The organism is Cupriavidus sp. C1SS-2L, assembly GCF_057073735.1.
Genome location: NZ_CP172708.1, coordinates 2,797,367 through 2,819,446, shown reverse-complemented (window position 1 = coordinate 2,819,446; position 22,080 = coordinate 2,797,367). Strand labels below are relative to the sequence as shown.

Sequence of the window (22,080 nt, the reverse complement as noted above, 5' to 3'; positions counted from 1 at the left end):
AACGGATTGTTTCGCCGGTTTTTACGGGCCCTGCAGCGGGTTTCAGGGCGCGTAGCGTATCCGGTAAACGGCGCCGGCAAGGTCGTCGCTGACAAGCAGCGAACCATCCGGAGCGACCAGTACATCGACCGGTCGGCCCCATGGCGTGCCATGCTGGAGCCAGCCTTGCGCAAAGACATCCTGGTGCACGGCTTTGCCGTCGGCATCCAGTGTCACACGCACGATGCGGTAACCGACGCGCTCGCTACGATTCCAGCTGCCGTGTTCGGCAATGAAGACGTTGTTGCGATACCGGGCCGGAAACTGCGTGCCGGTATAGAAGCGCATGCCGAGCGCCGCTACGTGCGCGCCGAGCTTGGCGACAGGCGGGACGAACTCGGAACATGCGCGTCGCTTGCCGAACTCGGGGTCGGGGATGGTTCCCGCATGGCAGAACGGATAGCCGAAATGCTGGCCGGCCTGCGTGACGCGGTTCAGTTCGTCGTCGGGCTGGTCGTCGCCGAGATAGTCGCGACCGTTGTCGGTGAACCACAGTTCGTGCGTCCCGGGATGCCAGTCGAAACCCACCGAGTTGCGCACGCCGCGGGCCACCACCTGCAGGTCGGAGCCGTCGGGCTTCATCTTCATGATGTTGGCGTAGCGGTTCTCGTCCGGCGCGCAGATATTGCACGGCGCACCGACCGGTACATAGAGGAAGCCGTCGGGGCCGAACGCGATGAATTTCCAGCCGTGGCCCGTTTCTTTGGGGAACCGGTCCGTGACGACGACTGGTGCAGGAGGGTTGTCCAGCCGGGCTTCGATGTCATCGAGGCGGACGATGCGGGAGGTTGACGACGCGTAGAGGCTGCCTTCGCGGAATGCCACGCCGACCGGCATGCTAAGGCCGGTAGCTACGACGCGTACCGACGGCTTGCCGTCGAGCGCAGCCGGTAACGCATAAACTTTACCTGCGGAACTGGAGCCGACGAATAACGTGCCGGAAGGTGTCATCGCCATGCCGCGAGCATTGGGCACGGCATCACTGACAACTTCGATGCGGAAGCCAGGGGGCACCTGGATCTGCTCCAGCGGCAGTGCTGCACGGCTCTCGCCGGTGCCGGCCCCAAGAACAATGCTGACCAGCGCCGCAACGCGCGCAGTGCGTTCGATCAAGTGCCGGACGATTCCCATGGAGTGCCCCCAGTCGCCGATTTCGCCACGATGCGCGCGCCCGAACATCGCGTCAACCACCTAAGTGTTTGTTTGACCACGGTAATTGGGCTATACTCTTGCGTTTCGTGTTCGAACACCAAGTTTTCTGAGGAATCATCTCATGGTCGTCATCCGTCTGGCTCGCGGCGGCAGCAAGAAGCGCCCGTTCTTCAACATCGTCGCCACCGATTCGCGCAACCGTCGCGATGGCCGCTTCATCGAGCGCGTTGGCTTCTACAACCCGCTGGCTTCGGAAGGCGAAGAAGGTCTGCGCGTTGTGGCTGACCGTCTGGCCTACTGGCAAGGCGTCGGCGCACAACTGTCGCCGACCGTTGCTCGCCTGGTCAAGCAGAACGCCGCCAAGGCCGCTGCCTGATAGCAGTCTGTTACGCGCTCCCTGGCGGGGCGCGTTTTCATTGCACACGTGACTGAACGAAAGCAGGGCGCCGCTGCGCCGAGGCCATTGAACCGGCCCCAAGGCGAGTCGCCGAAGGCGACCAAGCTGCCGGCGACGCTCTTGTATGCCGATCCGCTGCCAGATGATCTGGTGGAGGTGGGCTATGTCGGTGCTGCCTACGGCATCCGTGGCTGGATCAAGGTCGAGCCGCATGCCAACGATGCATCCGCATTGCTGCATGCGCGCCGGTGGTGGCTGCTCACGCCGCCGCAGGCTGGCCTTGTCGCCACCGCGGAAGCATCTCGCGCGCAGGCGGTCTGCGTCCGGGTTGCGCAATCGCGCGAGCACAGTGGAACTGTGGTTGCGCAGGCGACCGGCGTATCGGACCGCAATCTGGCCGAGGCGCTCAAGGGCCGTCGCGTGTGGATCCGGCGTGCGGACTTTCCCGCGCCGGAAGAGAATGAGTTTTACTGGGTAGACCTGATCGGCTGCGCCGTCAGCAACGAGCAAGGCGAGTTGCTTGGCGAGGTGTCCGGTCTGATCGATAACGGGGCTCACCAGATCCTGCAGGTGGCTTACGCATTGCCCGACGGCAAGGCCGGTGAACGGCTGGTTCCGTTTGTCGATGCGTTCCTGCGCACGGTCGACACCGCGGGCAAGCGCATCGTGGTGGACTGGGGGCTCGACTACTGAATTGCCGAAGCCGGCAGTTCGGACGGGGAGGGCGGATGCAGTTCGATGTAATCACGCTGTTTCCCGAAATGTTTCGCGCGCTGACCGACTGGGGTATCACCAGCCGGGCAGCCAAGCAGCAGCGGTATGCCCTGCGCACGTGGAATCCACGCGATTTCACCACGGACAACTACCGCACGATCGATGATCGTCCGTATGGTGGTGGTCCCGGCATGGTCATGCTGCCCAGGCCACTGGACGATGCGATCGATGCCGCTTCGGCGGCGCAGTCGCAGGCCGGCGTAGATACGCCGCATGTGGTGCTGATGTCGCCACAGGGCGCGACGCTGACGCACGAGAAGGTCATGTCGCTCGCGCAGCGGCCGGGTCTGGTGCTGTTATGTGGCCGCTATGAGGCCATCGACCAGCGCCTGATCGACCGTCGCGTGCATGAGGAAATCAGCCTTGGCGATTTCGTGCTGTCCGGCGGCGAATTGCCGGCCATGGCGCTGATCGATGCAGTAGTGCGCCACTTGCCCGGTGTGCTGGGCGATGCGCAGTCGGCAGTGCAAGACAGTTTCGTCAACGGGTTGCTTGATTGTCCGCATTACACGCGGCCCGAAGAGTACGAGGGTGTGCGGGTACCCGAGATCCTGCTCGGTGGCCATCATGCCGAGATTGAAAAGTGGCGGCGCCAGCAGGCGTTGGCCAATACTGCGAGAAAGCGCCCCGATCTGATCGAAGCGGCTCGCAAGCAAGGTTTGCTGACACGTGCCGACGAGAAATTCTTGTCGGAATGGTTGGTGAAAGAAGGGCGGGAGATGTCTCCCGCCAGGTAAAACCCCATCCTCTGCCGGGGCCCGGGCAATGCCTGGGGCATACAACGCTGGCACGATGGTTACGGAGAAAAAACGATGAACATCATCGAGCAGATCGAGAAGGAAGAGATCGCGCGTCTGACCGCGAACAAGACCATCCCCGCATTCGCACCTGGCGACACCGTGATCGTCAACGTGAACGTGGTGGAAGGCAACCGCAAGCGCGTGCAGGCTTACGAAGGCGTGGTGATCGCCAAGCGTAACCGTGGCCTGAATTCGTCCTTCATCGTGCGCAAGATCTCGTCGGGTGAAGGCGTGGAACGTACGTTCCAGCTGTACTCGCCGCTGATCGCCGGCATCGAAGTAAAGCGTCGCGGCGACGTGCGTCGTGCGAAGCTGTACTACCTGCGCGAGCGCTCGGGCAAGTCCGCACGTATCAAGGAAAAGCTGGTTTCGAAGGCAGCCAAGGCTGCTCAGTAAGCCGGATATGCCGGCCGGTTCTACCGGCCGGATGTTTCCTCAGGAAGGGCACCGCAAGGTGCCCTTTTTGCGTTTTGGCAACTGTGCAGGATTGCTGCGCTGCCGGAATGCGGGCATCTGTCATACTTGAGCCTGTTATGCGCCCCGCCTTTGATCCCGAATCTCTCCCGGTCGTCGATACCGACACGCAACGCCCAGCCCTGAGCGCGCCGCGTCTGCAGTCGGAATTCATCCGCCACCGGCTGCAGGTGCCGCCCGCCTGGGCACCCGAACTTACCGACGAATCACGCGTCTACGACCGCAGCCGCGGCTTGCGCGATGCCGCGGTGCTGGTGCCGATCGTCGAGCGCCGCGATGGCCTGACCATACTGCTCACCGAACGCAATGCCAACCTGAGCGCGCACGCAGGACAGATCAGCTTCCCGGGCGGTCGCCAGGAAAGCTATGACGTGAACCGAATCGATACGGCCTTGCGGGAAACCGAGGAGGAGGTAGGCCTGGCGCGGGACTACGTGGAAGTGCTGGGCGCGTTGCCGGACTACATCACAGGCACCGGCTTTCATGTCAGTCCGGTAGTAGGACTCGTACGCGATGGTTTCACGCTGCGGCCGGATGCCTCAGAGGTGGCCGATGTTTTTGAAGTGCCGCTGGCCTTCCTGATGAATCCTTCGCACCATGAGCGGCGGCTGTTCCGCTGGGTCGATGGCGAACGGATGTTCTACGCGATGCCGTTCCCGCGCGAAGGTGGTGGCCATCGCTTTATCTGGGGTGCGACGGCGGGCATGCTGCGTAACCTCTACCACCTGCTCGCCGCATAACCCTCGGGTAATCAGGCCGCTGCCTGATCGTGCCGCCCGACGCAATGCGGGCAGCTCTTGCCGACCACGTAGTGCGGGCTTTGCTGCTCTTCGGCCGTCACCACGGCGCGGCAGGCGAAGCACTGCTTCGGGCCGGCGGGTTCGAGGTTCGGATTGAGTGCCGTGCGATAGTCGAAAACAAAGCAATCGCCGCGGTAATGATCGCCGCCGACTTCCTCGAAATACTTGAGGATGCCGCCTTCAAGCTGGTAGACGTGGCCGATGCCGACTTCCTGCATGTGGATCGCGGCCTTCTCGCAGCGGATGCCGCCCGTGCAGAACGACACCACGGTCTTGCCCTCGAATTCCGCCTTGCGGGCTTCGATCACGTCGGGAAATTCGCTGAACTTCGTGAGGTTGTACTCGACCACGTTGTCGAACGTCCCGACCGCCACTTCGAAATCGTTACGCGTATCGAGCATCACCACGGGGCGACCTTCATCGTCGTGTCCCTGGTCGAGCCAGCGCTTGAGATCCACCGGCCGCACCGACGGCGCGCGCCCTTCCTCGGGACGGATCAGTGGGCGCTTCATCGTGATGATTTCCTTCTTCGCGCGCACCAGCATGCGCTTGAAGGGCTGGTTGTCCGACAGGCTTTCCTTCGGCGCGATATCTGCGAAGCGCGTATCGGCGTGCAGCCATGCCATGAAACCGTCGATGGATTCGCGCGGGCCGGCCAGGAACATGTTGATACCTTCCGGCGCGAGCAGGATGGTGCCCTGCAGCTCGAGATCCTCGCAGCGCGAGCGCATTTCCGGCCGCAACGTCTCGATGTCGTTGAGTGAGACGAACTTGTAAGCGGAGATGTTGACGATCTGCATGAGAAGGGCCGCGCTGCCGACACGCGCGCAAGCGCGTGATAACTGCCTGATTGGAAAGGCGAAATTATAGCGCGTCGGGCTGCAGCCGGCCCGCATTTCCCACCACGCTCGTCAGCTATCGCGGTGCGTCAGCGATGTGCGATAACCGGGCCGCCACCATGTCGAGCCGCTACAATGTCGCGCATGTCTGCCCCCCGTTTCGTACACCTCCGCGTCCATTCCGAGTATTCCGTCGTCGACGGCATTGTCCGCCTGGATGATGCCGTCAAGGCTGCGGCGTCCGATGGCATGGGCGCGCTCGCCCTGACCGACCTCGCCAACGCCTTCGGCCTGATCCGCTTCTACAAGGAAGCGCGTGGCGGCGGCGTCAAGCCCGTGGTCGGCGCCGACGTCTGGCTCGCCAACGAAGACGACCGCGACAAGCCCGCGCGGCTGCTGCTGCTCGTGCAGGACCGCGTCGGCTACCTGAACCTTTGCACGCTCTTGTCGCGCGCGTGGCTGACGAACCAGCATCGCGGCCGTGCCGAGATCGAGCCTGGCTGGTTCGAGGAGCCAGGCGAGGGCGGACAGCCGCTGGCAACGGGGCTGATTGCGCTGTCCGGTGCGATGGGCGGCGACGTCGGCATGGCGCTCGCCAACGGCAACGTCGACGCGGCCCGCCGCGCCGCCGCGCACTGGGCGGCCGTGTTCCCGCAGCGCTTCTACATTGAACTGCAGCGCGCCGGCCATCCCGGCACGGACGCCTACGTGCAACAGGCCGTGCACCTGGCGGCCGAGATGCAGCTGCCAGTGGTGGCCACGCACCCGGTGCAGTTCATGACACCGGACGACTTCACCGCGCATGAAGCGCGCGTGTGCATCGCCGAAGGCGAACTGCTGGCGAACCCGCGCCGCACGCGCCGTTTCACCACGGACCAGTATTTCAAAACGCAGGACGAGATGTGCGCGCTGTTCGCCGACATTCCGTCCGCGCTGCAGAACGCCGTCGAGATCGCGCGCCGCTGCAACCTGACGCTGGAACTTGGCAAGCCGCGCCTGCCGCTGTTCCCGACGCCGGACGGCATGTCGCTCGACGACTACCTGGTCTTCATGGCCAAGGATGGTCTCGAGAAGCGCTTGTCGGTGCTGTTTCCCGATGAGGCGGAGCGCGAGGCGAAGCGGCCCGAATATTACGCACGGCTGGAATTCGAGACCGGCACCATCATCAAGATGGGCTTTCCGGGCTACTTCCTGATCGTGGCGGACTTTATCAACTGGGCCAAGAACAACGGCGTGCCGGTCGGTCCGGGCCGGGGCTCGGGTGCCGGTTCGCTGGTGGCCTATGCGCTCGGCATTACCGATCTCGATCCGCTCAAGTACGCGCTGCTGTTCGAGCGTTTCCTGAACCCGGAACGGGTCTCGATGCCCGACTTCGATATCGACTTCTGCCAGCACGGACGCGATCGCGTGATCACGTACGTGAAAGAGAAGTACGGCAAGGACGCGGTGTCGCAGATCGCCACGTTCGGCACGATGGCGGCCAAGGCCGCGGTGCGCGACGTGGGCCGCGTGCTTGACCTCGGCTATGGCTTCGTCGACAGCATCGCCAAGCTGATCCCGTTCAAGCCCGGCAAGCTCGTCACGATCGAAGAGGCCAAGAAGGAAGAGCCGCTGCTGACCGAGCGCGAGAACAACGAGGAAGAGGTGCGCCAGCTGCTGGAGCTGGCGCAGCGCGTCGAAGGCATGACGCGTAACGTCGGCATGCACGCCGGCGGCGTGCTGATCGCGCCGGGCCGCCTGACCGACTTCTGCCCGCTGTACACGCAGGGCGGTCAGAACGACGGCATGAGCGGCGTCGTCAGCCAGTATGACAAGGACGACGTGGAAGCCGCCGGCCTGGTCAAGTTCGACTTCTTGGGCCTGACCACGCTGACCATCCTCGACTGGGCCGAGCGCTATATCCGCCGGCTGGACCCGAGCAAGGCTGACTGGAACTGCAGCCATATCCCGCTCGACGACGGCCCTGCGTTCGACATCCTGAAGACGGCCAACACGGTCGCCGTGTTCCAGCTGGAAAGTCGCGGCATGCAGGGCATGCTGAAGGACGCCAAGCCTGACCGCTTCGAGGACATCATCGCGCTGGTGGCGCTCTACCGCCCGGGCCCGATGGACCTGATCCCGAGCTTCTGCGCGCGCAAGCACGGCCGCGAAAAGGTCGAGTACCCGGATCCGCGCGTCGAACCTGTCCTGAAAGAGACCTACGGCATCATGGTCTACCAGGAGCAGGTGATGCAGATGGCGCAGATCATCGGCGGTTACTCGCTCGGTGGCGCCGACCTGTTGCGCCGTGCCATGGGCAAGAAGAAGCCCGAGGAAATGGCGCAGCATCGCGTGATGTTCCGCGAAGGCGCCGACAAGAACGGGCTCAATGCCGAGCAGGCCGACGACATTTTCGACCTGATGGAGAAGTTCGCGGGCTACGGCTTCAACAAGTCGCACGCGGCCGCGTACGCGCTGCTCGCGTACTACACCGCGTGGCTCAAGGCCCATCACCCGGCCGAATTCATGGCAGCCAACATGTCGCTCGCCATGGACGACACCGACAAGGTCAAGATCCTCTACGAGGACTGCAAGCTCAACAAGATCGCGGTGCTGCCGCCGGACGTCAACGCGAGCGAATACCGCTTTGCGCCGACCGATGCGAAGACCATCCGCTACGGTCTCGGCGGCATCAAGGGCTCGGGCCAGGGCGCGATTGAGGACATTCTGCGCGCACGCGAAGAACGGCCGTTCAAGGACCTGTTCGATTTCTGCGAGCGTGTCGATCGCCGCCAGGTGAACCGCCGCACGATCGAGGCGCTGATCCGCGCCGGCGCGTTCGACAGCCTGAACAACAACCGTGCGCAACTGCTGGCGTCGGTGTCGATCGCCATGGAAGCGGCGGACCAGAAGGCAGAGTCGGCCAACCAGGTGTCGTTGTTCGACCTGATGGACGACGCCGGCGAAGCCCACCGCCCCGAACTGATCGACGAACCGGCCTGGACCCCGAAGCGCACGCTGCAGGAAGAAAAGCAGGCGCTCGGCTACTACTTCTCGGGCCACCTGTTCGACGCGTGCCGCGATGAAGTGCGCCGGTTCGTGAAAAGCACGCTGGCCGGGCTCGAGAAGGAAGTGCAGGGCAATGGCGGCGGTTTCGGCCGCGACGTGCGCGGCAAGACCATCGCGGGCGTAATCGCCGGCGTGCGCACGCAGATGACGCAGCGCGGCAAGATGATCATCGTGCAGCTCGACGATGGCACCGGCGTGGTCGAGATGACTGTCTTCAACGAACTGTTCGATGCCAACCGGCATATGTTCCGCGAGGACGAGTTGCTGATCGCGACGGGCAACGCACGGCACGATACCTTCACCGGCGGCGTGCGCTTCACGGCGGAGTCAGTGATGGACCTGGCAATGGCGCGCAGCGCGTATGCCAGTGCGCTGAGCATTGCGCTCGCGCCGGAAGATTCGACCATGGACCGCCTGCGTACCGTGCTTACGCAGTACCGTGCCAAGCCGCGCGACGCTGGGCCAGCAGGCCTTGGCCTGCTGGTGCGCTACCGCAACCCGAGCGCCGCATGCGAAATCCATCTCGGCCCGAACTGGCGCGTGGAGCCGGACGAGGCGCTGCTCGGCGAACTGCGGCAGTGGCTCGGCAACGACGCCGTCGAGCTGATGTATTGAGGCCGGACGTGGCGCCAACGTACGGCGCCACGGTGCTTTCCATGCATTCCGGCACGCCTGCCGCGCCGGAGAGTGCGGTGGCGAATGCGGTTACAATGGCTGCGTTTTTTGCGCCCCATTGTGGCGCTTTCGCCATGTGGACAGCCTATTCCGGTAATCCATTGGCGATTCTCGTGCCACCCGCCCCCGGGTGCGCGTCGCATCTTTCACATTAAGGGCGGTAGTGAGTAATCCAGCTAAGTCCGAACAATCGGCCGGACACGACGTAAAGGTGGGCAAGCGCCTGATGGGCTATCTGCGGCCCGAACTGCGCATCTTCATTGCCGCCATCCTGGCCATGGCCGTGGTCGCGGCCAGCGAAGGCGTGATCCCGAAGGTCGTCAACGACCTGCTCGACAAGGGCTTTGGCGGCGAGTACGCCGGCAAGCTGTGGCATGTCCCGGCGATCCTGACTGGCGTGGCGCTGATCCGCGGCGTGGCGCAGTTCGCGTCGGGTTACCTGCTGAGCCTGATTTCGAACCGCGTGCTGCTGAAGATGCGCATGCAGATGTTCGACCGCATGCTGCATGCGCCGGCGCACTTCTATCACCGCAATACCGCGGCGTCGCTGATCAACGCCGTGATCTTCGAAGTCAACCAGGTGCTGTCGATCCTGACGAGCGTATTCATCACGCTGGTGCGGGATTCGCTGACCGTCGTCGCCCTGCTGATCTACCTGTTCTACACGAACTGGCGCCTGACGCTGATCGTGTCGGTGATCCTGCCCGTGATCGGCTACCTGATGTCGAAGATCAACCGGCGGCTGCGCCGCCTCAATCGCGATCACCAGACGCTGACCAACAGCGCCGCATACGTCGTCGAAGAGGCAGCCGGTGGCTACAAGGTCGTGAAGCTGCACGGCGGCGAAGCCTACGAGATGAACCGCTTCCGCAACATGGCGGACCGCCTCAAGAACTACTCGATGCGCATGGCGGTTGCCGGTGGCCTGAACCAGCCTGTGACGGCATTCCTGGCCGCGCTCGCGCTGTCGGTCATCATCACCATCGCCATGATCCAGGCGCAGGGCAACCAGACTACGATCGGCGGCTTCACCGGCTTCGTGATGGCCATGCTGCTGCTGATCTCGCCGCTCAAGCACCTGACCGACATCAACCAGCCGCTCACGCGTGGCCTGACCGCGGCCGAGCTGATCTTCCGGCTGATCGACGAGCCGGTCGAGCCGCAGGACGGCGGCGTGCGCCTCGAACGCGCCAAGGGCGACCTCGTGTTCGAGCGCGTGGGCTTCCGCTACGGCGAAGGCACGCGGCCGGCGCTGGAGGGCATCGATATCCGGGTACCCGCCGGCGAGGTCGTGGCGCTGGTCGGTCCGTCGGGCAGCGGCAAGACCACGCTGGTCAACCTGGTGCCGCGCTTCTTCGATCCGACCGACGGCCGCATCCTGCTGGACGGCCATGCTATCGGCGATATCGCGCTGCGCGAACTGCGCAATCAGATCGCCTTCGTGAGCCAGGACGTGGTGTTGTTCAACGACACCGTTGCCGCCAACGTGGCCTACGGCGCCCGTTCGGAAGAAGAGATCGACATGGCGCGCGTGGAGCGTGCGCTGCAGGCTGCCTATCTGACCGATGTGGTGAAGAACCTGCCCGAAGGCGTCAACACGAATATCGGCGACAACGGCATGAAGCTTTCGGGCGGCCAGCGCCAGCGCCTGGCCATTGCGCGCGCGATCTACAAGGATGCGCCGATCCTGATCCTTGATGAGGCGACTTCGGCGCTCGATTCGGAATCCGAACGCCAGGTGCAGGCCGCCCTTGAAGCACTGATGGTTGGCCGCACGACGCTGGTGATCGCGCACCGCCTGTCGACGATCGAGAACGCCGACCGTATCGTCGTGCTCGACCATGGCCGCGTGGCGGAGCATGGCACCCACGAAGAGCTGCTGGCCGCCAACGGTCTGTACGCCGGGCTGCACCGGATCCAGTTCGCCACGCACTGATTCTTCTGGCCGGGCGGCTGCCCGGCTCGCGCGTTGCGCCTTCGTTACAATGGGGCGACAACAACGACGTGAGTGAGACAGCCATGACCCGCCCGGCCCATCCCATCAGCCGTTACCCTGTTCCCGAACTGGCGGCGCTGCCCGACGACATCCGGCAGCGCATCCTGGAAGTCCAGGACAAGGCCGGCTTCGTGCCCAACGTCTTCCTGACGCTGGCTCATCGTCCTGACGAGTTCCGTGCGTTCTTTGCGTATCACGACGCGCTGATGCTCAAGGACGGTGGCCTGACCAAGGGTGAACGCGAGATGATCGTGGTCGCCACATCGGCGGCCAATCAGTGCCTGTATTGCGTGGTCGCGCATGGCGCGATCCTGCGCATCTACGAAAAGAAGCCGCTGGTCGCCGACCAGGTCGCGGTGAACTACCTGAAAGCCGATATCCCGCCGCGCCAGCGCGCCATGCTCGATTTCGCACTCAAGGTCTGCAAGGCCTCGCACGAGGTCAACGAGGCGGATTTCGAGGCGCTGCGCGAGCACGGCTTCACCGACGAAGATGCGTGGGACATCGCCGCCATCACGGCTTTCTTCGGCTTGTCGAACCGGATGGCCAATACCATCGGCATGCGCCCGAACGACGAGTTCTTCCTGATGGGCCGCGTGCCCAAGAGCAAGTAAGTGCGTCCTTTCCCGCCGAGGTGCGCAATCAGCGGATCTCGGCGCAGTCTCCGTTCCTCGGATTGAACAGGACCGGCCACGCCTGCTCATAGATGCCCGGCGTGCAGCGCTGCTGGCAATTGGCGTGCGCTAGCGTCACGCGTCGCGGGTCCTGCCAGATCAGCAGTTTGCATTGCGTGCCGTCGGTCGCTTCCAGCACGATGTGCGGCGTCTTCTGGACTTGCTTGAAGTCCGCCAGGTCGAACTGGCACGTACCGCGCTTCGATACCCACAGCTTCCACTTCAGGCTCTTCACGTCATTCGAGACCACACGCATCACGGCGTCTTCGCGGAAGCCATCATCCTCGGTCCGCCGGCATGTGCCGGCGAGGCTGATATCGTGCGCGGCGATCGGTGTGGGGCGGGGCTGTTCGGCGGGCTTTGCTGCAGTTGATGCTGGCGGCGGTGGCGGGGGGGCCTTACGGGCGATCGGCAACTGCTCGCAGGCAGTGCACAGGAGCATGGCCATCAAACAGGGGGCCAGGTTCGCGGCTTTCATGCGGGTACCTCACTACGGAACGCCTGCGGCATGCGAACTGCCGGACCGGGGGGCTTGCGGATCGGATGGCGTTTACTGAGTTATAGCGGATCGCCAAAAACGTGTGGGGCAGCGGAGCCGTTGCGCGCATAGGTGGAAATACTAACCCTCGGGTCATGCGGAGTTCGTGGCCTTGGCGCATCGCCAGACATCGTAAGGCTTGGCAGAGGTTACTGAAAACTGGCGGAATTTCAGTAACAAAGCCTTTAAGGTGGCCGATACGATAGTCACTGTTGCCGGATCCGGATGAATTGTCAGTCAATTGTCCGGTGATCTGGCTACTGCGCGCTTCGCGGCGCTTTTCCGGCTATCCCGACAAAGACATGCCACGCCCCATCTCCGTCACTATTCACCGCGCTGCGCTCGCAAACAATCTGGCCGTTGCGCGGCGTCTCGCTCCCGCCTCGAAAGTCTGGGCCGTCGTCAAGGCCAATGCCTATGGGCACGGCATCGCCCGAGTCTACCCGGCCCTCGCGTCCGCGGACGGTTTCGCCTTACTGGATCTGCATGAGGCGGTGCAATTGCGCGAACTCGGCTGGACCGGACCGATCCTGCTGCTCGAGGGCTTCTTCGACGAAAGCGACATCGCGTTACTCGCTTCTTTGCGCCTGACCACGGCGGTGCATGGCGAGGAGCAGCTGCGGATGCTAGAGATCGCGTCGCGCGATGGCCGGCTGCCGCCACGGTCGATCGATATCTGCCTGAAGCTGAATTCAGGCATGAATCGACTTGGCTTTAGTCCCGAGAGTTACGGCGCGGCCTGGCGCCGCCTGCGCGATGTCGCGGCAGTGAAGTCGGTGACCCACATGAGCCACTTCTCGGACGCTGATACGCAGAAGGGGGTCGCCGAACAGGCGGCGATATTCCGTGCCGTTACACGTGGTCTGCCCGGTCAGATATCCATTGCCAATTCGGCGACCACCATGCGGCACGCGGATTGCCACGCCGATTGGGTGCGCGCCGGGATCATGCTATACGGCGCCGCGCCATCGGGCTGCGCGGCAGACCTGAGCGGCACCGGACTGCAGGCCGCTCAGACGCTCACGAGTCGCATACTCGGCGTGCAGGACCTGCTGCCCGGCCAATCGGTCGGCTATGGATCGCACTACGTGGCGACGCGCCGCCAGCGCATCGGCATTGTCGCGTGCGGCTATGCCGACGGTTATCCGCGTACAAGTTCGTCGCATGCGGATCACTTTGCGCCCGTTCGTGTGGGCGACCGGCTCACGCGCACGGTCGGGCGCGTATCGATGGACATGCTGGCCGTCGATCTCAGCGAGTGTCCTGAAGCTAACGTTGGCACGCCGGTCGAACTCTGGGGGCGGCATGTTCCGATCGACGATGTTGCCGCGGCGGCGGGGACGATCGGGTATGAGCTGATGTGCGCGGTAGCGCCGCGTGTGCGGGTGGTTGTGGCGGAGTGAATGAAGTGAGCGGCGGCGCCGTGCGGACTACATCAGGATGATGTCGTATTGCCCAAAGCCGATGCGTTTGCCGGAGGCATGATTGCCTCGCACTCCTTTTAACTACCCATCTGGATGCCAATTCTGCGTGCGCTAGGATCATTGGTACGGAAATGGCAACCATTCGTCTCAGCCTCAACGCGATGCCTTCATGCGGCACATTCAAAGGGGCCACACAAAGCTCGGCGTTTTTTGCCCGTTCTTAGACTTGCACCGAATCAGAGGAGACCTTTTCAATGCACATGAAGCTGATGACTGAATTGCTTTGAAAACCCTTCTTTCGTGGGATGTATATCAATTTCGACGGCAGTAAAAGTAATGCTATTGTGCGGTCGATGAACCTCCGGCCTTCGGAGATTTTGTAGCCCTTACCTTGTCGCCAAGAAAATCGAGGATCGGTTGCCCATGACGACTAACTCGACAATTGCAGACGAACCCGCGAGGCGCCGGTGGCTGACGCGGGAGCGGGTCGTCATCTACAGTGGGGCATTTCTGGCCACACAGGTCATTTTGCTCGTGATCTGGGCAGTGGCCCACTGGGGTTTGCATGTTCCGGCTGTCCCGCCATTAGGGGTCGATTTCAGGGTCTATTGGAGCGCGTCCTACGTTACCCTCTATGAAGGAGCTCTCGCAGCTTTTGATCATAATAAGCTGCTGTCCGTAGAGGCCCAATTGCTCGCCGGCGTTGCGATGGAGCCCCCTTATGCCCCATGGGTTTATCCACCAAGTTTTCAACTATTGATTTACCCCCTGGCATTGTTGCCGTATCCGGCATCGTACGTGCTATTTATATCGGCAGGTCTTGCGTGCTGCCTGCTTGCTTGCACACCGATGGTAAAGCCGGGTGCGTTGCCATGGGTGTCCGTCATAGCATTTCCTGGCATCTGGATTGCCATCATGACCGGCCAGAATTCTTTGTTGACTCTGGCCCTGACGATGGCAGCACTTACCCTGCTCGAGCGACGTCCATTGTTGGCGGGCCTATGTGCCGGGTCACTTGCGATTAAACCTCAACTCGCCGTGCTTTTTCCATTGTTGTTTATTTGTGGCGGGCATTTCCGGGCACTAGGCGCAATGGTGGTGATGTGCATCTTTTCCTGTGCACTGAGCGGATTGATCTTCGGCCCTCAACTGTGGTTCAGGTTCTTTGAGGCGGCGTCATGGTTCAGCTCTGCCATAGTGGAGCGTGGCGAGGGCGGTATGTGGAACGGGATGTCCACCGTGTTTGCTTTCGCACGGCAACTAGGTGCGAATATTCCAGTCGCCTATGCGATTCATGCCGCGATTGCCCTGCCCGTCGTCGCAACGACCGCTTTTCTGTGGACCCGTAACTCTCGCTGCAACTTCGAGCTGCGCGCTGCCGCATTTGGAACTTCGACGCTACTTGTTCAACCTTATCTTATGTATTATGACCTCGCGTGGCTGATTTTTCCGCTGGGTTATTTGGCTATTGACCATGCCAGGCGTGGCACATGGAATAACGTCGATCGCGCGATAGTGATAATTGTCTGGGCATCGCCGATGGTGGTATTGCTGGCAGTTTTTGGACCACCGGTTGGAAAATTGGGTCTCATGCTGCTGTCGAAATGGGGCGTTCTGGGAATGCTTCTTCTTTTTATCGCCACATCGCGGCACGCTCTGGTGCGTACCCGGCCATCGGTGCAGGCCGTTCCAGTCGTGCGGTGATATGGCGAGTGAACCCCGCCGAACGAAGCTAGGTCAATAGGTGCGCCGGACAAGAGGCGCTTCAACCGGCTTTGTAATAGCCTGACAGGTCACATAAGAATAATGTCGTACTGCTCCTGATGGAACGTAGATTCCACCTGCAGCGAAATCGGCTTGCCGATGAAGTCCCCTAGCATCGCAAGGTGCTGGCTTTCCTCTTCGAGGAACAGGTCGATGACTTCCTGCGACGCCAGAATGCGGAACTCGCGCGGATTGAACTGGCGCGATTCGCGCATGATCTCGCGCAGGATGTCGTAGCACACCGTGCGCGGCGTCTTGACCTGGCCCTTGCCCTGGCACACCGGACATTGCTCGCACAGCACGTGCGCGAGGGACTCGCGCGTGCGCTTGCGTGTCATCTCGACCAGGCCGAGCTGCGAGAAGTTATTGACCGTGATGCGCGTGCGGTCGCGCGACAGCGCGCGCTTGAGTTCCGACAGCACCGCTTCGCGGTGCTCGACATTCTCCATGTCGATGAAGTCGATGATGATGATGCCGCCGAGGTTGCGCAGCCGCAGCTGGCGTGCGATGGTGTGCGCGGCTTCGAGGTTGGTCTTGAAGATCGTGTCGTCGAAGTTGCGCGCACCGACGTAGCCGCCGGTGTTGACGTCGATCGTCGTCATCGCCTCGGTCTGGTCGATCATCAGGTAGCCGCCCGACTTCAGATCGACTCGCCGCGACAGCGCTTTCTCGATCTCGGCGTCGATATTGAACAGGTCGAAGATCGGCCGCTCGCCGGTGTAGTGCGACAGCCGCGCCAGCACCGCCGGCGTGTATTCCTGCGCGAATTCCACGAGCCGCTGGTAGTTCTCGCGCGAGTCGATCTGAATCACGCCGGTGGCGTCGTTGATGAAGTCGCGCAGCACGCGCTGGGCCAGGTCCAGGTCCTGATAGAGCAGACTAGGCGCGGGCTGCGTGGTCGCGTTCTGGCGGATCGTCGCCCAGATCTTGCGCAGGTAGGCGATGTCGTTGCCGAGTTCTTCGTCGCTCGCTTCCTCGGCGATCGTGCGCACGATGAAGCCACCGCGCTCGTCCGCCGGCACCAGGCCCTGCACGCGGCTGCGCAGCGCCTCGCGGTCGACCTCGCCTTCAATGCGCTGCGAAATGCCGATATGCGGATCCTGCGGCAGATAGACGAGCGTGCGCCCGGCGATGCTGACCTGCGTGGACAGGCGCGCGCCCTTGGTGCCGATCGGATCCTTGATGACCTGCACCATCAGCGCCTGGCCTTCGAACAGGGTCTTTTCGATGGCGAGCTGGGTGCCGTTCTTGTCGGGATCGCGCGGATGCCAGATGTCGGCGACGTGCAGGAACGCGGCCCGTTCGAGGCCAATGTCGATGAACGCGGACTGCATGCCGGGCAGCACGCGCACGACTTTGCCCAGGTAGATGTTCCCGACTAGCCCGCGCGTCAGCGTGCGTTCGACATGCAATTCCTGGACAGCAGCCTGCTGCACGATGGCAACGCGCGTCTCTTGGGGCGTGATGTTGACGAGGATGTCTTCAGTCATGGCAGATGAAACGCGTTGCCGGTGTACCGGCGATGTATTGTGTGCCCCGGCTGGCCGGCCTCGGGACGTGCCGTTCAGAACCGCAGGCGGGCCTGTCTGAGTAACGCAGCCGTCTCAAACAGGGGCAGTCCCATGATACCTGAATAGCTGCCTTCAATCCGCTCGACGAACTCGGCAGCGCGGCCCTGGATGCCGTACGCGCCTGCCTTGCCGAGCGGTTCGCCGCTGTCGACGTACCGCTCGATCTCGGCCGCGGTCATCGCTCGGAATGTGACGCGTGAGATCGACAGCGCGTGATGCATGCCGAGCGTCGAGACCACGGTCACGGCGGTCAGCACGCGGTGCGTGGAGCCCGACAGCGCCTTCAGCATAGCTGAGGCATCAGCACCGTCGCCTGGCTTGCCCAGGATCTCGCCGCCGAGGCAGACCGTGGTGTCGGACGTGAGAATTGGCGCGTCGGGCAGCGCGCGCCTTTCGCGGCGGCGCAGCGCGGCCTCGGCCTTTAGTGCGCAGACGCGCTGGACGTAGTCGTCGGGCGTTTCGCCGGGCTGCACGACTTCCAATGCCTCCGCATCTTCTTCATCGTCGGCGAGCAGCAGTTCGTAGCGCACGCCGAGCTGCGTCAGCAGTTCGCGGCGACGCGGGCTCTGGGAGGCGAGGTAAAGGTAATCGTGCATCACGGCGGGCGAGTAAGATTTGGGGCGCGAGGAAGCCAGGGCGGCTGCTCAAGGCCCGCATTGTACTGCCGGCGCCGGGCCTGACCGGATCAGGCCCGATGGTAGGGATGGTTTTGGGTGACGGACCACGCGCGGTAGAGCTGCTCGGCCAACAGCACGCGCACCATGCCGTGCGGCAGCGTCAGGCTGGACAGGCGCAGCAGCGTCTGGGCCCTGGCTTTCAGTGCCGGATCGAGGCCATCCGCCCCGCCAATCAGGAATGCCACGTCGCCGCCTTCGCGCTGCCAGTCGGTGAGCTGCCCCGCGAGCTGCACCGTGGTGAAGTCGCGGCCGCGCTCGTCGAGCGCGACGATGCGGCACTGTCGCGACAGCGAGCCGAGCACCGCGTCAATGCGTGCGGCTTCGCGCTGCATCACGGTGGCGGCGTTGTTGGACGACGAGCGGGTTTCGGGCTTGACCTCGCGCAGTTCGATGCGCAGTTCCGGTGGCATGCGCTTGGCATACTCGTTGAAGCCGGTTTCGATCCAGCCAGGTATCTTGTGGCCGACTGCCACGATGACCAGTTGCATGGGTGCGTTGCAGCGCGGCCATGGCCGCGCGAGCTATCGGATCAGGCTCAGGCCGAGCGCGTGGTGCGCTTGCGGGCGGCCGGCTTGGCAGCGGTGGTCTTGGCCGCCGCGGTACGCGTGGTGGTCTTGCGTGCCGTGGTAGTGCCTGCAGCCGTCTTGCGGGGGGCGGAGGCACGCGTAGCGGCAGTCTTCGTAGCCGTCTTGGTGGCAGTGGTCTTGGTCGCCGTGGTCTTGCGGGCCGGCTTGCGGATGGTGGCGATGGCGTCCGGATCGGTGTCCTCGTGGCCCATCGGCGGCGAGGGTTCCTTCATGCCTTCGGGCAGGCGGGCCAGAGCCGGGCGCAGGTTGCTCGCGCGGCGTGCGCGCGGGGCCGGCGCTTCGTCCTCGTCGTCGTCCATCGGCTCGCTGGCCCTGGGGAGGCCCTTGGCGGCGGCCAGCTTCATGCGCACCGGCTTGTCGCCCCAGATCTCTTCGAGGTTGTAGTACAGGCGCAGTTGCGGCTGCAGGATGTGCACGACGGCGTCGCCACAGTCCACGAGCACCCATTCGCCGGTTTCCAGGCCTTCCACCGCAACGATATGGCCGCCGGCTTCCTTCACCGTGTCACGCACCGACGCTGCCAGCGCCTTGGTCTGACGGTTGGATGTCCCGCTGGCAATCACCACCCGATCGAACAGCTCGGTCAGGTGGGTGGTGTCGTACACCTTGATGTCCTGCGCTTTGACATCCTCGAGGCCGTCGACGATGGCGCGTTGCAGTTTGCGAATATCCATGGTGCGTTCTTGTTCAGCTGAAATCGTTGGGGAGCGGCCAGGTCAGGACTGGCCTGAGGCGGGGCGGTAGAGCCCGTGGCTCGCAATGTAGTGTGCCACGCCGGCTGGCAGTTGGTCATCCGCAGGCTGGCCGGCGGCAAGGCGCTGGCGCAGGTGCGTGGAGGACAGGTCGACGGCTAGGGTCTGGTCGATCCACATCCGGCCGGAGGGCGTGCATTGTATCAGTTGCGTGTCCCCCTGGCGCGTTGCCAGCGCTTCCAGCACCGGGCCTTCGAGCTCCGACAGGTCGAAACGCGGGCGCGTGGCCGTGCACAGGTGCACGTGGGCGAACAATTCCTGCCAGCCGTGCCAGGTATGCAGGCGCAGCAGCTGGTCGGCGCCCATCAGCCAGCACAGCGAGGCTTCGGGGCCGTATTCGTCGCGCAGTTGCCGTACCGTGTCGATGGTGTAGCTGGGCCCCTCGCGATCCACTTCCATGCGGCTCACGCGGATCTTCGCGGCCGTGCCGGTCAGTGCGGCGGCCGCGAGCTCGGTCATGGCGAACCGGTCCGCGGCGGGCGTGACGTCGGCACTTTTCTGCCAGGACTGGCCGGTCGGGATCCACACGAGTTCATCAAGGCCGAGATGGTCGATGCACAACGTGGCGAGTGCCAGGTGGCCAATATGAGGAGGGTCGAAAGTGCCGCCGAGGATACCCAGGCGGTAGGGGCGGGCGTCTTTGTCGGCTACGGCCGGCACGGCGTCTTGGTCGGTATGTGCCATACGGTTGCCGTCAGGCCCAGTCGCGCGCAGGCAGGAAGTCGGTGTACAGCGCGCTTTCCGCGCTGCCGGGCTCCGGCTTCCAGTCATAGCGCCATGACACCTGCGGCGGCATCGACATCAGGATCGATTCGGCGCGGCCGCCGGACTGCAGTCCGAACAGCGTGCCGCGGTCGAACACGAGGTTGAATTCCACATAGCGGCCGCGGCGGTACGCCTGGAAGTCGCGTTCGCGCGCCCCGAACGGCGTGTCCTTGCGGCCCTGCAAGATGGGAAGGTAGGCGTCCAGGAAGGCATCGCCCACGCTGCGCATCATCTCGAAGCTACGGTCGAAACCCAGCGCCGAAAAGTCGTCGAAGAAAATGCCGCCGATACCGCGCGCCTCGCCGCGGTGCTTGAGGAAGAAGTACTCGTCGCACCACTGCTTGAAGCGCGGGTACAAGTCATCGCCGAACGGTGCGAGCGACTGCTTGCAGGTGCGGTGGAAATGCGTGCAGTCGCCGGCATTGCCATAGTACGGCGTCAGGTCCATGCCGCCGCCGAACCACCAGACGGGATCGGCATCGGGCTTGACCGCGATGAAGCAGCGCACGTTCATATGCACCGTGGGCACGTACGGGTTGCGCGGATGGAAGACCAGCGACACGCCCATGGCTTCGAAGCTGCGGCCCGCCAGTTCGGGCCGGCTGGCGCTGGCCGACGGGGGCAGGGTGTCGCCCATGACGTGCGAAAAGCCCACGCCGGCACGCTCCATTACGGCGCCGCCTTCCAGGATGCGGGTGCGGCCGCTGCCGCGCAGGCGCTCGGTGGGCGGCTTTTCCCAGGCGTCGGTCAGGAACGGCTGTCCGTCGATGGCAGCGACGGCGTCGGTGATGCGGTCTTGCAGACCGAGCAGATAGGCACGGACTGCCTGGGAATCGATCATGGCGTGTAGGGGCGCGAGCCCCGGATGCAAGGGCGGCCGGGCTGGCAGTTGGCCAGCCCGGCCGTCATGAGGGTGTCACGATTGTAACGGCTGGCGAGCCTCTGGCCCGCGCGTGCCGTCGGAACGTGACCGGCCGCCCGGAGCCGCCCGGCCCCATGGCGGCGCCATATCGGCGGTCAGCGCTTGATGGCGCGGTAGCCGATGTCGGTACGGTATTGCATGCCATCGAAGCGGATCTGCTCCACGGCGGCGTAGGCGGCGCGTTGCGCAGCCTTGACGGTATCGGCCAGGCCGACCACGCACAGCACGCGTCCGCCCGTGGTCAGCAGCGTGCCGTCCTTGAGCGTGGTGCCGGCGTGGAAGGTCACGCTGTCGTCGGTTTCGGCTGGGATGCCGGTAATAGCATCGCCCTTGCGCGGCGCATCCGGATAGCCGTAAGCGGCCATCACGACGCCCAGCGCGGTGCGGCGGTCCCAGTCCAGCTCGACTTCGTCAAGCTTGCCCGACACGGCGGCGTCCATCACGTCGACCAGGTCGGTCTTCAGGCGAGCCATGATCGGCTGGGTTTCCGGATCGCCCATGCGGCAGTTGAATTCCAGCGTCTTCAGGTTGCCGTCCTTGTCGATCATCAGGCCTGCGTACAGGAAGCCCGTGTACGGAATGCCGTCCTTCTCCATGCCGCGCACGGTCGGCATGATGATCTCGCGCAGCGCGCGCGCATGCAGGGCCGGCGTGACCACCGGCGCGGGCGAGTAGGCGCCCATGCCGCCGGTGTTGGGGCCGGCGTCGGCGTCCAGCAGGCGCTTGTGGTCCTGGCTGGTGGCCAGCGCCAGCACGTTCTTGCCGTCGACCAGCACGATGAAGCTCGCTTCCTCGCCTTCGAGGAATTCCTCGACCACCACGCGCGCGCCAGCGTCGCCGAGCTTGTTGTCGGCCAGCATCATGTCGACCGCCGAGTGCGCTTCTTCCAGGCTCATGGCGACGACCACACCCTTGCCGGCGGCCAGGCCGTCAGCCTTGATCACGATCGGCGCGCCCTGCGCGTCGATATAGGCGTGCGCCTGGGCGGCATCGGAGAAGGTCTGGTAGGCCGCCGTCGGAATGCCGTGACGATGCATGAAGGCCTTGGCGAAATCCTTCGACGACTCGAGCTGCGCGGCAGCTTTGGTCGGGCCAAAGATGCGCAGGCCCTTGCCGCGGAACACGTCCACGATGCCCGCAGCCAGCGGCGCTTCGGGGCCGACCACGGTAAAGGCCACGCCTTCGCGCTCGGCAAACGCGGCCAGCACTTCCGGATCCGTCAGCGGAACATTCTGCAGGCGCTTGTCGAGCGCGGTCCCGCCGTTGCCCGGTGCCACGTACACCACCTGTAGCTTGGGGGATTGGGCCAATTTCCAGGCCAGCGCGTGTTCACGTCCACCCGAGCCGACAACCAATACTTTCATGATCCACTGCCAGAAAAGAAACGCATGCAAAAGGGCGGCAGCGTGAGT

At 63.8% G+C, this 22,080-nt stretch carries 20 protein-coding genes; 10 read left to right on the top strand and 10 right to left on the bottom strand.

Translation table 11 applies throughout. The annotated features are described in order from the left end of the window. Nucleotides 1–42 precede the first annotated feature (42 nt). The gene (locus tag ACIGJG_RS13070) at nt 43–1,170 is read right to left on the bottom strand and encodes a PQQ-dependent sugar dehydrogenase (protein WP_041680026.1); all 1,128 of its coding nucleotides are present in this window, start codon (nt 1,168–1,170) and stop codon (nt 43–45) included. Nucleotides 1,171–1,312: 142 nt separating this feature from the next. Between ACIGJG_RS13070 and rpsP the strand changes: the two genes are divergently transcribed. From rpsP to ACIGJG_RS13045, 5 genes are all read left to right on the top strand, one after another. Beyond that, nucleotides 1,313–1,567: a 30S ribosomal protein S16 gene (gene rpsP, locus ACIGJG_RS13065; RefSeq protein WP_011298689.1), complete on the top strand. Its 255-nt coding sequence runs from the start codon at nt 1,313–1,315 to the stop codon at nt 1,565–1,567. A 48-nt stretch (nt 1,568–1,615) separates the two neighbouring features. Next, a complete protein-coding gene (gene rimM / locus ACIGJG_RS13060) occupies nt 1,616–2,281 on the top strand; it encodes a ribosome maturation factor RimM (protein ID WP_011298688.1) in 666 nt (221 codons plus the stop codon). A 35-nt stretch (nt 2,282–2,316) separates the two neighbouring features. Beyond that, a complete protein-coding gene (gene trmD / locus ACIGJG_RS13055; RefSeq protein WP_011298687.1) occupies nt 2,317–3,099 on the top strand; it encodes a tRNA (guanosine(37)-N1)-methyltransferase TrmD in 783 nt (260 codons plus the stop codon). Nucleotides 3,100–3,174: 75 nt separating this feature from the next. Continuing rightward, nucleotides 3,175–3,558 (top strand): 50S ribosomal protein L19, encoded by a 384-nt coding sequence (gene rplS, locus ACIGJG_RS13050; RefSeq protein WP_011298686.1) that lies wholly within the window; start codon nt 3,175–3,177, stop codon nt 3,556–3,558. Nucleotides 3,559–3,695: 137 nt separating this feature from the next. Further along, nucleotides 3,696–4,376: a CoA pyrophosphatase gene (locus ACIGJG_RS13045; RefSeq protein WP_011298685.1), complete on the top strand. Its 681-nt coding sequence runs from the start codon at nt 3,696–3,698 to the stop codon at nt 4,374–4,376. Between the two features lie 11 nt (nt 4,377–4,387). Here the strand turns inward: ACIGJG_RS13045 and ACIGJG_RS13040 are convergent, their stop codons facing one another. Further along, entirely contained in the window at nt 4,388–5,236 is an 849-nt protein-coding gene (locus ACIGJG_RS13040; protein ID WP_483672431.1) for a sulfurtransferase, read from the bottom strand. 183 nt (nt 5,237–5,419) lie between these two features. On the opposite strand from ACIGJG_RS13040, the gene dnaE reads away from it, so the two are divergent. From dnaE to ACIGJG_RS13025, 3 genes are all read left to right on the top strand, one after another. Next, nucleotides 5,420–8,938 (top strand): DNA polymerase III subunit alpha, encoded by a 3,519-nt coding sequence (gene dnaE, locus ACIGJG_RS13035; protein ID WP_483672430.1) that lies wholly within the window; start codon nt 5,420–5,422, stop codon nt 8,936–8,938. Between the two features lie 286 nt (nt 8,939–9,224). Next, nucleotides 9,225–10,934, top strand: coding sequence for a lipid A export permease/ATP-binding protein MsbA (msbA, locus tag ACIGJG_RS13030; protein ID WP_258234460.1), 1,710 nt, complete (start codon nt 9,225–9,227; stop codon nt 10,932–10,934). Nucleotides 10,935–11,017: 83 nt separating this feature from the next. Next, a complete protein-coding gene (locus tag ACIGJG_RS13025) occupies nt 11,018–11,608 on the top strand; it encodes a peroxidase-related enzyme (protein ID WP_011298681.1) in 591 nt (196 codons plus the stop codon). 28 nt (nt 11,609–11,636) lie between these two features. Here the strand turns inward: ACIGJG_RS13025 and ACIGJG_RS13020 are convergent, their stop codons facing one another. Then, complete coding sequence (locus ACIGJG_RS13020) at nt 11,637–12,146, bottom strand: hypothetical protein (protein WP_140949062.1); 510 nt, start codon at nt 12,144–12,146, stop codon at nt 11,637–11,639. A 362-nt stretch (nt 12,147–12,508) separates the two neighbouring features. Between ACIGJG_RS13020 and alr the strand changes: the two genes are divergently transcribed. Continuing rightward, on the top strand, nt 12,509–13,609 hold the full coding sequence (alr, locus tag ACIGJG_RS13015) for an alanine racemase (protein ID WP_483673080.1): 1,101 nt from the start codon (nt 12,509–12,511) through the stop codon (nt 13,607–13,609). Between the two features lie 444 nt (nt 13,610–14,053). Continuing rightward, nucleotides 14,054–15,334 (top strand): glycosyltransferase family 87 protein, encoded by a 1,281-nt coding sequence (locus ACIGJG_RS13010; protein ID WP_483672429.1) that lies wholly within the window; start codon nt 14,054–14,056, stop codon nt 15,332–15,334. A gap of 89 nt (nt 15,335–15,423) precedes the next feature. On the opposite strand, the gene rng is transcribed toward ACIGJG_RS13010, so the two are convergent. The 7 genes from rng to purD form a co-directional block, all read right to left on the bottom strand. After that, the gene (gene rng / locus ACIGJG_RS13005) at nt 15,424–16,884 is read right to left on the bottom strand and encodes a ribonuclease G (RefSeq protein ID WP_011298678.1); all 1,461 of its coding nucleotides are present in this window, start codon (nt 16,882–16,884) and stop codon (nt 15,424–15,426) included. Between the two features lie 74 nt (nt 16,885–16,958). Then, nucleotides 16,959–17,561: a Maf family protein gene (locus tag ACIGJG_RS13000; protein WP_011298677.1), complete on the bottom strand. Its 603-nt coding sequence runs from the start codon at nt 17,559–17,561 to the stop codon at nt 16,959–16,961. A gap of 89 nt (nt 17,562–17,650) precedes the next feature. Beyond that, a complete protein-coding gene (gene rlmH / locus ACIGJG_RS12995) occupies nt 17,651–18,130 on the bottom strand; it encodes a 23S rRNA (pseudouridine(1915)-N(3))-methyltransferase RlmH (protein WP_483672428.1) in 480 nt (159 codons plus the stop codon). A gap of 47 nt (nt 18,131–18,177) precedes the next feature. Further along, nucleotides 18,178–18,903 carry a ribosome silencing factor gene (gene rsfS, locus ACIGJG_RS12990; RefSeq protein ID WP_011298675.1) on the bottom strand — a complete coding sequence of 242 codons (726 nt, stop codon included), beginning with the start codon at nt 18,901–18,903 and terminating at the stop codon, nt 18,178–18,180. A gap of 42 nt (nt 18,904–18,945) precedes the next feature. After that, a complete protein-coding gene (locus ACIGJG_RS12985) occupies nt 18,946–19,665 on the bottom strand; it encodes a nicotinate-nucleotide adenylyltransferase (RefSeq protein WP_011298674.1) in 720 nt (239 codons plus the stop codon). 10 nt (nt 19,666–19,675) lie between these two features. Next, nucleotides 19,676–20,587: an oxygen-dependent coproporphyrinogen oxidase gene (hemF, locus tag ACIGJG_RS12980; RefSeq protein WP_011298673.1), complete on the bottom strand. Its 912-nt coding sequence runs from the start codon at nt 20,585–20,587 to the stop codon at nt 19,676–19,678. 176 nt (nt 20,588–20,763) lie between these two features. Beyond that, nucleotides 20,764–22,032 (bottom strand): phosphoribosylamine--glycine ligase, encoded by a 1,269-nt coding sequence (purD, locus tag ACIGJG_RS12975; RefSeq protein ID WP_140949065.1) that lies wholly within the window; start codon nt 22,030–22,032, stop codon nt 20,764–20,766. Nucleotides 22,033–22,080 lie beyond the last annotated feature (48 nt).